The organism is Terrisporobacter petrolearius (assembly GCF_020748185.1).
Taxonomy (GTDB): Bacteria; Bacillota; Clostridia; order Peptostreptococcales; family Peptostreptococcaceae; genus Terrisporobacter; species Terrisporobacter petrolearius.
This window is the reverse complement of the sequence record NZ_JAHZMO010000040.1, coordinates 19,306-32,525: the sequence shown is the minus strand read 5'-3', so window position 1 is coordinate 32,525 and position 13,220 is coordinate 19,306. Positions and strand designations below refer to the sequence as shown.

At 28.2% G+C, this 13,220-nt stretch carries 13 protein-coding genes; 12 read left to right on the top strand and 1 reads right to left on the bottom strand.

The window, feature by feature from the left end; all coding sequences use genetic code 11:
• Window positions 1–101 precede the first annotated feature (101 nt).
• On the bottom strand, window positions 102–1,886 hold the full coding sequence (locus K0040_RS16410; protein ID WP_228109827.1) for an Rqc2 family fibronectin-binding protein: 1,785 nt from the start codon (window positions 1,884–1,886) through the stop codon (window positions 102–104).
• A 140-nt stretch (window positions 1,887–2,026) separates the two neighbouring features.
• Here K0040_RS16410 and K0040_RS16405 point away from each other — a divergent pair, with 140 nt between their 5' ends.
• From K0040_RS16405 to rsmB, 12 genes are all read left to right on the top strand, one after another.
• Window positions 2,027–2,293 carry a TfoX/Sxy family protein gene (locus K0040_RS16405; RefSeq protein ID WP_228109826.1) on the top strand — a complete coding sequence of 89 codons (267 nt, stop codon included), beginning with the start codon at window positions 2,027–2,029 and terminating at the stop codon, window positions 2,291–2,293.
• Window positions 2,294–2,396: 103 nt separating this feature from the next.
• Window positions 2,397–3,230 (top strand): diaminopimelate epimerase, encoded by an 834-nt coding sequence (dapF, locus tag K0040_RS16400; protein ID WP_228109825.1) that lies wholly within the window; start codon window positions 2,397–2,399, stop codon window positions 3,228–3,230.
• 4 nt (window positions 3,231–3,234) lie between these two features.
• On the top strand, window positions 3,235–4,116 hold the full coding sequence (locus K0040_RS16395) for a YicC/YloC family endoribonuclease (RefSeq protein WP_228109824.1): 882 nt from the start codon (window positions 3,235–3,237) through the stop codon (window positions 4,114–4,116).
• Window positions 4,117–4,183: 67 nt separating this feature from the next.
• Entirely contained in the window at window positions 4,184–4,810 is a 627-nt protein-coding gene (gmk, locus tag K0040_RS16390; protein WP_074915265.1) for a guanylate kinase, read from the top strand.
• Between the two features lies 1 nt (window position 4,811).
• Window positions 4,812–5,072 carry a DNA-directed RNA polymerase subunit omega gene (gene rpoZ, locus K0040_RS16385; protein WP_228109823.1) on the top strand — a complete coding sequence of 87 codons (261 nt, stop codon included), beginning with the start codon at window positions 4,812–4,814 and terminating at the stop codon, window positions 5,070–5,072.
• Window positions 5,073–5,075: 3 nt separating this feature from the next.
• The gene (gene coaBC / locus K0040_RS16380; protein ID WP_228109822.1) at window positions 5,076–6,272 is read left to right on the top strand and encodes a bifunctional phosphopantothenoylcysteine decarboxylase/phosphopantothenate--cysteine ligase CoaBC; all 1,197 of its coding nucleotides are present in this window, start codon (window positions 5,076–5,078) and stop codon (window positions 6,270–6,272) included.
• Window positions 6,273–6,374: 102 nt separating this feature from the next.
• Entirely contained in the window at window positions 6,375–8,945 is a 2,571-nt protein-coding gene (gene priA, locus K0040_RS16375; protein ID WP_228109821.1) for a primosomal protein N', read from the top strand.
• Between the two features lie 17 nt (window positions 8,946–8,962).
• The gene (def, locus tag K0040_RS16370; RefSeq protein WP_228109820.1) at window positions 8,963–9,403 is read left to right on the top strand and encodes a peptide deformylase; all 441 of its coding nucleotides are present in this window, start codon (window positions 8,963–8,965) and stop codon (window positions 9,401–9,403) included.
• Window positions 9,404–9,417: 14 nt separating this feature from the next.
• Window positions 9,418–10,347, top strand: a complete 930-nt coding sequence (gene fmt / locus K0040_RS16365) for a methionyl-tRNA formyltransferase (protein WP_228109819.1) — start codon at window positions 9,418–9,420, stop codon at window positions 10,345–10,347.
• Window positions 10,348–10,354: 7 nt separating this feature from the next.
• Window positions 10,355–11,089: a DUF116 domain-containing protein gene (locus K0040_RS16360; protein ID WP_228109818.1), complete on the top strand. Its 735-nt coding sequence runs from the start codon at window positions 10,355–10,357 to the stop codon at window positions 11,087–11,089.
• A gap of 20 nt (window positions 11,090–11,109) precedes the next feature.
• Window positions 11,110–11,805, top strand: a complete 696-nt coding sequence (locus K0040_RS16355) for a zinc metallopeptidase (protein WP_228109828.1) — start codon at window positions 11,110–11,112, stop codon at window positions 11,803–11,805.
• Window positions 11,806–11,888: 83 nt separating this feature from the next.
• Window positions 11,889–13,214 (top strand): 16S rRNA (cytosine(967)-C(5))-methyltransferase RsmB, encoded by a 1,326-nt coding sequence (rsmB, locus tag K0040_RS16350; RefSeq protein ID WP_228109817.1) that lies wholly within the window; start codon window positions 11,889–11,891, stop codon window positions 13,212–13,214.
• The last annotated feature ends 6 nt before the right edge of the window (window positions 13,215–13,220 follow it).

Sequence of the window (13,220 nt, the reverse complement as noted above, 5' to 3'; positions counted from 1 at the left end):
TTCTTTTTTATTTTTCATTTTAATACCTCCAAAAGTTTAATATGAATATTATTCCAAACTTACCAGTTTTACATACAAAAAAGACTGTAGGTAAGTTTGTTTTACACAAATCTACCTACAGTCCCGTTATTTAATTTTACTATTATTTCTTCTGTTGGAGTAACATAAATTGTGCTATTAGTTTCATAAATAACCATACCAGGTTTTGATCCACTAGGTTTTTTTACATGTTTTTTCATAGTGTAATCTACAGGAACTTGAGAAGACATTCTGCCTTTGCTATAAAAGGCTGCAAGCATGGCAGCTTCATATAATGTTTCATCAGGTACTTTTTTTCCTGCGCATTTAACAATAACATGAGAGCCAGGTATATTTTTAGTATGCATCCAAATATCTTCTGGATCAGCAATTCTTAATGTTAAATAATCATTTTGTTTATTATTTTTTCCAACTAAAATTGTAAATCCATCAGAAGATGTAAACTGATTAGGTTTTGTTGTAAGATCGATATCTTTTTTTGCCTTGTATCTGTAAGGAGCTTTAGCATATCCTAATTTGATTAATTCGTCTTTAATATCTGCTAATTCATCCAGATTTTCGCAGTTTTCAATTCCAAGCATTATATTTTCCAAATACTCAATTTCCTCATTACAAATAGCAATTTGAGAAGTTAATTCTATTTTTGCTGTTTTTAATTTGCTGTATTTTTTAAAATATTTTTGAGCATTTTCAGAAGGGGTTAAATTTTTATTTAAAGGTATTGTTATATTTGAATAGTTTTCATCGTAGAAGTTTGCTACTTCTACACTTTCCATACCTTTTTCTATCATGTATATATATGAAGTAAGTAATTCTCCTTTTACTTTAAATTCATCAGCATTATCTGCATCTCTTAATTCTTTTTCTATTTTCTTTTGTTTATGATAAAGTCTATCTAATTTAATAGAAATACTTTTTCTCAAATCCGAAGTTTTTTGATGAACTCTATCTTTAAAATCTTTAGTTTTGTAGTAATCCTCAATAATTTGGGATATAGAATCATTTTTTATGAACTTGTTTCCTGTTAAGAAGGTAAGATCAATACAACTAAAATCAATTACTTTATCTATATTTTCATCTATAGCGATGCAAGGATCATAGTTGTCGTTTTTTATTTTAGTAAATAAATCAGAAAAAACTTTATATAAAATAGATAATTCATCACGAGTTTTATCCTCTGCTTTGTCATTAGGGTTTAAATTAGATCTGTAACAAATTTCTTTAGATACAGAAGGACTTATACCTAAAAATTTAGTGTAGATACCTTTATATATGGGACCATCGAACTCTCTCAAAGTATTGATAAAACTTTTTATAGATGCTCCTTTTACAGGATTAATCTTATCTTGTGCTGGTGGAAGTTCATAAGTCATATTAGGAAGCAACTGACGAACTCTACTTATACTAGGAGGAATTCTTTTTATAGAATCTATTATTTTGTTGTTTTGAGTTAAAATTATATTACTATGTCTTCCCATTATTTCAATATAAATATCTTTTGTTGTTTTTTCCTTTAATTCATCGAAAGATTCAACACTGATTTTTATTATTCTTTCAAAATCAACTTGAGAGATTGCTGTAACTATACCACCTTGTATGTACTTTCTAAATAACATGCAAAACATTGGTGCCTTTATTGGATTTTCTTTTTTATAATTATTGGCTATATAAACTCTAGGGTTTGATGCACTAGAACTTAATATTAATTTAAAGTTTTCTTTATTGTTTCTTATATATAAGATTAATTCATCATTTTCTGGTTGATGAACTTTATCAATTTTACCGCCTACAAGCCTTGTGCTAAGCTCGTAAGCCAAGCTATGAATAACTAAACCATCTAATGCCATAATACTCTCCTTTCAAACATAAGTAATAAACTTATTATTACATATTATAACCAAGATGTGAATAGTGGGAACATAAAGTTTTGCATAAATATGAAAATACAATAAAATTATAACTAAGAAGAAATGTTGGAGGTGAAGAAATGGGAGAGTTAAGTAAACTACTTAATATAGGAAAAGTATTAGAAAAACAGTTAAATGAGGTTGGAATAAATAGCATTGAAAGTCTATGGGAAATAGGAAGTAAAAAAGCTTGGATAAAAATTAAAAATATAGACGAAAGTGCTTGCTTAAATCGTCTATGCGCCTTAGAAGGGGCTATAAGAAATATTAAATGGCATGACTTAGATGAAAGTATTAAGAAGGACTTAAAAGAATTTAAGCAAAATTATGATAAAAATAATTTATAAGAATTATTATATAATAAGGTAAGAGACTTATTCATATTTATTTTTTTAAAAAAATATTGTATAATATGAAGTTAGAACTGTTTGTATAAAAGGGGAGATATGAATGAAGTTTTGGAAATTACAAGGTATAGGTAATGACTTCATAGCAATTGATGGCAGAAATGACAGTGTAGCAAGTGACAACTACGGTAAATTAGCAAAGAAGGTTTGCCATAGAAAATTTTCAGTTGGAGCTGATGGTTTACTAATTGTAAAAAATAGTAATGTGGCGGATATAGAAATGGTATACTATAATTCTGATGGAAGTCGTGCATCTATGTGTGGAAATGGACTTAGATGTTTTGTTAAATTTGTTTATGACAATAATATAATTAAAAAAGAAGAATTTAATGTTTATACATTAGATGGCATAAAAAGGATAAAGATTAACACTAATGACAATAAAATAGATACAATCACAGTTAATATGGGTAACGGAAGTTTTAAATCTGGTGATATACCTGTTAACACAAAAAAAGAAGTTTTCATAAATGAGAATATTCAAATCTTAGATAAAGAATTTACTATTAGCTCTATGTTGATGGGAGTTCCTCATACAGTTGTTTTTGTAGACGAGATAAACATGGAAGATATACATAAATATGGACCATTAATAGAAAAACATGAAATTTTTGTAAAAAATACTAATGTGAATTTTGTGAAAGTTATAGATGAATCAAACATATTTGTTAGAACATGGGAAAGAGGTTGTGGATATACATTAGGTTGTGGTACAGGAATGACAGCATCAGTTATTATAAGTAATTATTTAAACAAAGTATGTAAAAGTGTGAATGTTATTTCTGAAGGTGGCAGTATAAAAATAGATTTAGTTGATGAAAAAGCTTATATGAGTGGAAGAGCAGAAAAAATATGCGAAGGAATTTTGGAGGTATAATAATATGGCTATAAGCATGACAGGTTTTGGTAGGGGAGAATTTAAAAATGATAATTATCATTTTTTAGTAGAGTGTAAAACTATAAATCATAAATATTGTGATATAAATGTACGCCTACCCAGAAAGATATCTTTTTTAGAAGATAAAATAAGAAATTACGTAAAAAATTTTGTAAAAAGAGGAAGAGTAGATTTATATATAAAGCTTGACTTAATCGGTTCTGAGGATGTAAACTTAAAATTCGATGATAAATTGGCTACTCAATACGTAAATATTTTAAAAGAAATAAAAGAAAAATACGATTTACAAGATGACATAAGTGTTATGAGTGTGGCGAAATTTTCTGATATTGTAAAATGTGAGGAAAAAGAAGAAGATGAAGATTTATACTGGAGCATGTTAAAAGAAGCACTTGATATTACATTAGAAAAACTTGGTCAAATGAGACAAGAAGAAGGTAAAAAGCTTGCAGAGGATACGTTGAAAAGATGTGACGTATTAAATGGTTTAGTAGATGAGATAGAGAAATACTCAAATACTATTGTAGATGAATATAAAGAAAAGTTAAATACTAGAATTGGTGAAATATTAGAAAATCCAAGTATAGTAGATGAAAATAGATTAGCCCAAGAAGTTGCAATATTCGCAGATAAAAGCTCTATAACAGAAGAAATTGTTAGATTTAGAAGTCATATTGAACAACTTAAAAATACTGTAGTGAAAAATGACTCTATAGGTAGAAAAATTGATTTCTTAATTCAAGAAATGAATAGAGAGGTTAATACAACAGGTTCAAAATCATCTAATATAAAAATAACTAATTTAGTAGTAGAAGTTAAAAGTGAATTAGAAAAAATTAGAGAACAGATACAAAACATTGAGTAGTATTAAATGTGATAAATGCTATAAAAATGTATAATACTAATAGATAAGTTGAAAGGATGAAATATTAATGGTTATAAACAAGAAAGGTCTTTTATTAGTTGTATCGGGGCCATCTGGTGCAGGCAAAGGCACAATTTGTAAAGTATTAATGAACAGAAATCAAGATTTAAAACTTTCTGTATCAGCGACAACTAGACAACCTAGAACTGGAGAAGTTGAAGGTGCAAACTACTTTTTCCTAACTCATGAAAAGTTCAACGATATGATAAGTAAAAATGAGTTTTTAGAATATGCAAAGACTTATAGTAACTTCTATGGAACCCCAAAAGGACCAGTTATGGAGTGTTTAGAAAAAGGACAAGATGTTGTTCTTGAAATAGAAATGCAAGGAGCAAGACAAGTAAAGCAAATTTACCCAGATGCAATTTTAATATTTGTCTTACCGCCAACTCTTAGCGAATTACAAAGCAGATTGTCTTCTAGAGGAACAGAAACTGAAGAGCAAATGCAAGAAAGATTAAGTTGTGCTTTAGAAGAAATCAAACAAATTAAAGATTATAACTATTTTATTTTCAACGAAACTAATAGAGAAGTTGAAGCTGCAATAGAAATTGAAAATATTATAAGCGCTGAAAAAAATAAAGCTGCAAGATATGAAGATGAAATAATAAGAAAATTTAAGGAGGAATTATAAAATGAAACCATCTATAAATGAAGTATTAACAAAAATAGACAACAGATATTATTTAGTAGGAACAGTAGCAAAAAGGGCAAGAGAAATAGTTGATGGAAGTGATCCATACCTTGAGAGTAAAATAAACAAAGGTAAACCAGTAATGCTCGCTACTGAAGAAATATCAGAAGGAAAAATAACTTATAGATTATTAACTGAAGAAGAAATAGAAATACAAGAAGCATTACATGCAGAAGAACAAAGTAAATTAATCGAGGAGTAAGTTATGTTAAAGAATAAAACTGTAGTAATTGGTGTTAGTGGTGGAATAGCAGCATACAAAGCATGCGATATTGTAAGCAGATTAAAAAAACTAAATGCAAATGTTCATGTAATTATGACTAAGGGTGCAACTGAATTTGTTACACCTCTAACTTTTCAATCATTAAGTCAAAATTATGTAGTAAGTGATATGTTTGAAGAACCAAAAACTTGGGATGTTGAACATATATCTTTAGCAAAAAAAGCTGATATATTTTTAATTGCTCCAGCTACTGCAAATGTAATTGGAAAAGTAGCAAATGGTATATGTGATGATATGTTAACAACTACAGTTATGGCAACTACAGGGAAAGTACTTATAGCACCTGCTATGAATACTAATATGTACAAAAATCCCATTCTTCAAAGAAATATTAATACATTAAAAGAATTAGGTTATAATTTCGTTAACCCAGAAAGTGGTAGACTTGCTTGTGGTGATGAAGGAGAAGGAAAACTTGCTTCTCCAGAAGTTATTGTTAATAAAGTGATAGAACTGTTTAACAATGAAGATAAAGACCTACAGGGTAAAAAAATATTAATAACTGCTGGACCTACAGTAGAAAGTATTGACCCAGTAAGGTATATAACTAATAGATCTACAGGAAAAATGGGATATGCTATTGCAAAAATAGCTGCTAATAGAGGAGCAGATGTAACTTTAGTTAGTGGGCCAACAAATATAGACCCACCATCTAACATAAAAAAACTAATAAAAATTCAATCTGCTGAAGATATGTATAATGCAATTATAGACAATTTCGATGAAAATCAAGTTATAATAAAAAGCGCAGCTGTTGCAGATTATAAACCTAAGACTTATAGTAATAAAAAAATAAAAAAAAGTAATGATGATTTAGTTATAGAATTAGGTAGAAATAAGGATATTGCCTATGAACTGGGAAAAATTAAAAAAGATAAAATTTTAGTGGGATTTGCTGCTGAAACTAATGACCTTATTGAAAACGCCAAAGGTAAAGTTAATAAGAAAAACTTAGACTTTATTGTTGCTAATGACCTAACAGAAAAGGGTGCAGGCTTTGGGACTGATACAAATATAGTAAAAATAATTGACAGAGAAGGCAACATAAATAAATATCCTCAAATGAAAAAGGATGAAGTTGCAAATGTTATATTAGATAAAGTAAAATCATTATTGTAAAAGTAAGCATCTATTTATAGGTGCTTATATTTTTAAGTAATAGATTTGCAGCATATGATATGAGTAAAGTGAATTTTAAGCAACGGACTTGTCGTTGGCGATATGAGTAAAGCGAATTTTAAGGAGCAATCTATGGATAGTGAAAAATACGCAAAAGTGATAGTGAAAAATAATAGCATTTATACAGATAACTTGTTTACATATAAAATACCAATGTTTTTATTGGAAGATATTCAAATAGGGCATAGGGTTTTAGTTCCTTTTGGAAGGGGTAATAAACCTATAGAAGCCTATGTGTTTTTGATTTCAAACAAAGTGGAAGATAACATGGAATTTAAAGAATTATTTGATATTCTTGATGAACATCCTATTTTTAAAGAAGAAGATATAAATTTAATTCAGTGGATAAAAAATAGATATCTATGTACTTATATGGACTGTATATCTTTACTTCATCCTAAAGGTTATAAGGTAGAGAGCTTTAAAGAAATAAGTTTATCGAAAGAAATTAAAGATCTAGATGCTAATAGTTTATACATGAAAATAGATAGCTTAAGTAGAAATAAACAATTTGTTATAAATAAAATAATAGAAAATAAAAATAAGATAAAATTAGATAAATTAATAAAAGAAAAAGCAATAGAAGAAAATACTAACCATAAAGATCTAAAACTTTCATCTACTTTAAATAATCTTTTACTAAAAATGAAGGAAGATAATCTAATTGATATAGAGTGGAATTATAAAAGTCAGAAAAATGAAAAAAAAATTTGCTATATTTCTTTGAGTATGGATCCTAATCTTATTGATGAATATGTCTCAGATAATAAAATTCGATTGGGAGATAAACAAAGAGATATTATAGAATTTTTAAAATACAATGAAGAAATAGAAATTAATGATTTAATTAAATTATTAAAAGCATCAAAACCAAGTATTACTTCTTTGCAAAATAAAAACTTAATAGTCTTTAATATAAAAGATTATTATAGAAGTCCTCAAAGTTGTTATGATGAAAATAAAAAAGAAGTCATACTCAATGTAGAACAAAAGACTGCTGTTGATAAAATTACATCTCAGATGTTTGATGAAAATAAAAAGCCGTATATGATTCATGGAGTAACGGGCAGTGGTAAAACAGAAGTTTATATGGAAATAATAGATTATGCTTTAAAACAAGGCTTAGACAGTATTTTTTTAGTTCCGGAGATTTCTCTTACTCCTCAAACCATATCTAGATTGAAAAATAGATTTGGTGATATAGTAGGAGTTTTTCATAGTAGATTGTCTGAAGGAGAAAAGCATGATGTTTTTAAAGCTATAAAAAACGGTAAAATAAGAATATTAATTGGCGCTAGGTCAGCTTTATTTGCACCGTTCAATAGTTTAGGTGTAATAATAATTGATGAGTTTCATGAAAGTGCTTACAAATCAGAAAAAAATCCAAAGTTTTCTGCTATTGAAGTTGGAAAATATATGGCTTTAAAAAGAAATATTACATTAGTTCTTGGTTCTGCAACACCATCGGTAGAAGAATATTATAGAGCAAAAAATAATGAATATAATTTAATTGATATCAAAGAAAGAGCAAATAAAAAGCCTCTTCCTAAAATAGAGCTGGTTGATATGAAAAATGAATTAACCTTAGGTAATAAGAGTATGTTTTCTTATGACTTGCAAAATGAGATTAAACAAGCTTTAGATAATAATAATCAAGTTATATTATTTTTAAATAGAAGAGGATATGGTAATTTTGTTTCTTGTAGGAAATGCGGATATGTGTTTTCTTGCAAGAACTGTGATATATCGTTAACTTATCACAAACACCAAAATATTGGGAGATGTCATTATTGTGGATATGAAGAAATAATACCTAAGACTTGCCCAGAGTGTGGAAGTGATTATGTTAAGCCTTTTGGAATAGGGACAGAAAAAGTTGAAGAAGAAATAAAAAGACTTTTTGAAAATGCTAAAGTACTTCGTATGGATAAAGACACCACATCTAAAAAAGGTGAACTAGATAATATTTTAAATAAGTTTAAAAACAAAGAAGCTAACATATTAATTGGAACCCAAATGCTTAGTAAAGGTTTGGATTTTGAAGATGTAACCTTAGTTGGTATTTTATCTGCAGATATGATGTTGAACCTTCCAGATTTTAAAAGTTTTGAAACGACATTTCAATTAATAACTCAAGTATCAGGAAGAGCTGGTAGAAGTGATAAAGAGGGGAAAGTAGTACTTCAAACATATGATACTGACCACTATGTCATTAGAAGGGCTTTAAATTATGACTTTGAAGGTTTTTATGAAGATGAAATAAAAGTAAGAAAGATCTTCAACTACGCACCATTTAATAATATGATAAGTGTGGTTGTTAGTGGCAAAAGTGAAAAATTAGTTGTGAATAATATAAAAAATATGTACAACTCTTTAACCTATTTATTAAAAGAAAGAGGAGTAGAAGATTTTGATTTTATATTAGGTCCAAGTCCTTGTGCCATTACAAAAATTAATCAAAATTATAGATATCAATTATTATTTAAAGATGATAATATTGAAATTAATTTATTAAAAGGTATAATAAAATATATATGTTTAACGAAAAAAGAAATTGTGTTTGATAAAGATGTGAACATTTCAATAGATGTTAATCCAAACAATATTCTTTAATTATAGGAGGAAGAATTATGGCAATTAGACAAATAGCTAAAATTGGAGAGCCAGTACTTAGAAAAAAATCGAAGGTTGTAGAAAAATTTGATCAAAAACTAATAGATTTATTAGAAGATATGGCAGATACTATGTACGAAGCAGATGGTGTTGGTCTTGCAGCACCGCAAGTTAGTATATTAAAAAGAGTAGTAGTTATTGATGTAGGAGATGGATTATTAGAACTTGTAAATCCAAAAATAATAGAAACTAGCGGAGAACAAATAGATGCAGAAGGCTGTTTGAGTGTTCCAGGAGAAAATGGAGAAGTTAAAAGACCATACGTAGTAAAAGTAAGAGCACAAGACAGACATGGGAATACTTTTGAAATAGAAGGAGAAGAGCTATTAGCTAGAGCTTTCTGTCATGAAATAGATCACTTAGATGGAGTATTATTTGTAGATAAAGTAGAAAAATAGTAGGAGTGATATAAATGAAAATAGTATTTATGGGAACGCCAGACATTGCCAAAGGATGTCTAGAAAAGTTAATAAATAAAAAACTTAATGTAGCAGGAGTAGTGACTCAAGGCGATAAGCCTATTGGAAGAGGTAAAAAAATGGGTATGCCACCAGTGAAAGAATTGGCATTAGAACATAATATACCTGTATACCAACCAGCAAAAGCTAGAGATGAAGAGTTTATAAACACATTAAAAGAAATAGAACCAGATTTAATAATAGTTGTGGCTTATGGTCAAATTCTTCCTAAGGCATTACTTGATATACCTAAATTAGGCTGTGTTAATGTTCACGTATCGTTATTACCAAAATACAGAGGAGCAGCGCCAATTAACTGGGTAATCATAAACGGAGAAGAAAAAACTGGTGTCACTACCATGTATATGGATGAAGGTCTAGACACAGGAGATATAATACTTCAAAGTGAATTTAAATTAAGTGATGAAATAACAGCAGGTGAGCTACATGATATGATGATGGAGCAAGGCGGAAATCTACTGATTGAAACTATTGAAAAAATAGAAAAAGGATGTGCACCAAGGATAAAACAAAATGATGAAGATTTTTCATATGCACCTATGATGAATAAATCTTTAGGGAATATAGATTTTACAAAGACTGCAAAAGAAATTCATGATTTAGTTAGAGGTGTTAATCCTTGGCCAAGTGCTTATACAACTTATGAAGATAAGACAATGAAAATTTGGAAAACTAAAGTGTTAAATGAAAGTAGTGACAAACCAGTGGGAACAATTTTAAGGGTTGATAAAGAAGGTATAAGAGTATCAACAAAGAAAAATGTTTTATTAATAGAAGAAATACAAATGCCAAATAAAAAGAGAGTGGCAGTTTGTGAATATATAAAAGGAAATAAGATAGAAGAAAATACTATTCTAGGTTAGGTTTATTATGACTGATACAAAAAAATATGTTAAGGTAGTTAATGTTTTTTTAATAAATCTTATTTTAGGTGCCTTAATTATTCACTTATTTTTATCTAAATATATAAATATACTTTCTTTAGTGATAAATCTCATAGTCAGTGGAATAATATTATTAATATTATTTTCTACTATGATAACTTATTTTATTTTGGATGATAAGGAAGTTAATAAATATTTAATGAGAATAAACTATACAATTATAAGATATATATTTCCTGTTATAAGCAATATGGGAAAATTTGCTGGTATATCAAAAGATGAAATAAGAAAAATATTTATTAAGATAAATAATGCTTATATTTATAGCAATAAATATGCATTTAATAGTGAGAGTTTAATAATTTTAATACCACATTGTATTCAAAATCATAACTGTAAATTAAAAGTTACAAATGATATTGCAAATTGTAAAAAATGTGGTATGTGCAAAATAAAAGAACTTTTAGAAATAAAAGAAAAGTACAATACAAAAATATTTATAGCTACAGGAGGAACCTTAGCAAGGAAAATTATTACTGATAATAAGCCTAAAGCAGTAATAGCAGTTGCTTGCGAAAGAGATTTAACATCAGGGGTAAGAGATGTTAAGGGTATTCCGGTTCTTGGGATTTTTAACTCTAAACCTAATGGACCTTGTATAGATACAAATATTAACATTAAAGAAATAGAGGAAGCAATCAACTTCTTTACAAATAAATAAGGAGAGTGTTTTAAATGCCAATGTATGGATATTATGGATATGGATATGATCCAACAATGTTTTTATTGATACCAGCCATATTGTTAACTCTATATGCTCAATATAAGGTAAGCTCTACAACAAATAGATTTTTTAATGTAAGAGGAAATAGAGGATATACTGGTGAAGATACAGCTAGAAAAATATTAGATAGTAACGGATTATATAATGTTAGAATAGAAATGGTTAGAGGAAGGCTAAGTGATCATTATGACCCAAGATCTAAAGTCTTAAGACTATCTCAAGATGTTTATAGTGGTACTTCTATCACATCTGTAGCTGTAGCTGCTCATGAATGTGGTCATGCTATACAACATGCTCATGGATATGCGCCTTTAAACATGAGAAGTAGTTTAGTACCTGTTGTAAATTTTGCTTCAAATATGTCGTGGATATTTATAATGCTAGGATTTCTTACAAGAGGAATATTTCTACAAATAGGAATATTATTATTCTCTGCTTCAGTATTATTTCAAATAGTAACACTACCTGTAGAATTCAATGCTTCAAGTAGGGCCTTAACTCAACTTACATCTTTAGGAATTGTAGACGATAAAGAGGTAAGACAAAGTAGAAAAGTACTTCAAGCAGCAGCCCTAACTTATGTGGCAGCGGCAGTTACTGCAATGCTTCAATTGTTAAGATTGCTAATGATTGCAAATAATCGTGATGATTAATATTTAGGTCCTAGTTTACTAGGACCTGTTTTGCTTTAAGCAATTCAAAACTTAATTAAATTTTGATAAATAAGGAGAAAATTATGAACGCAAGAGAAATAGCATACAAAGTTCTTTTAGATATAGAAAAAAATAAGAACTATTCAAATATGGCAATAAATAAACACTTTAAAGATGTTAAATTATCAAATCAAGATAGAGGGTTGGCAACGGAGATAATATACGGTGTAATAGAAAATAAATATTATATAGATTACATGATTGATAAATTATCAAAAGTTAAGACAAATAAAATGGAGATATACGTAAAAACATTACTTAGAATGGGAATATATCAAATAATGTTTTTAAATAGTATATCTGATTATGCTGCAGTAAATGAAACAGTAAATTTAGCTAAGAAGAAAAACTCTAAAGTCTCAGGATTTATTAATGGAATACTTAGAAATGTTATAAGACAAAAAGAAACTATAGGAGAAATAAAAATTAAAGATGATATAGATTATCTAGCTGTTAAATACTCTTATGATAAGTGGATGATAAGAAACTGGATGATACATTTTGGTAAAGATTTTACAAAAGAGTTGTTAGAAGCCAATGGTCAAAGACCAAGTATATATTTGAGAACAAATACTTTAAAAATCACTAGAGATGAATTAATAGAAAAATTAGAACAACAAAACGTTAAAGCATCTAAGGTGAATGTAGTAGATGAAGCTATAAAAGTAGAAAATTTAAAGGATATAGAAAACAATATTCTTTACAAAGAGGGGTTATTTACTATACAAGATATAAGTTCTATGCTTGTGGGGAAAGTTATGAATCCGAAAGAAAAGTCTTTAGTTTTAGATGTATGTAGTGCTCCTGGAGGGAAAACTACACATATAGCTACGTTAATGAAAAATACCGGACAAGTAGTATCTAGAGATATTTATGAACACAAATTAAAACTAATAAAAGCATCTAGCAAAAGGCTTAATCTTACTAATGTAGACGTACAAGAGTTTGACGGATTATCTTTAGATAAAGACAGTATAGGAAAATTTGATTATGTTTTAGCAGATGTTCCATGTTCAGGATTGGGGATAATTAGAAGAAAACCAGAGATAAAGTATAAAGAAAAAGAAGAATTTAGAGACTTACCACCAATCCAAAAGAAAATACTTGAAAATGCATCTAAGTATGTGAAAAAAGGTGGAACTTTAATATACAGTACCTGTACTATACAAGATAATGAAAATATTGACGTAATAAATGAATTTTTACAAAAAAATAAAAACTTTGAATTAGCTCCTATAGATGAAGTTAAGGTGGATTTAGATAACCAAGAAAAAGGTTATATGAAAATTTATCCTAATGTTCACGAAATGGATGGTTTCTTTATATCAAAATTAATTAGAGTAAGGTAGTGATGA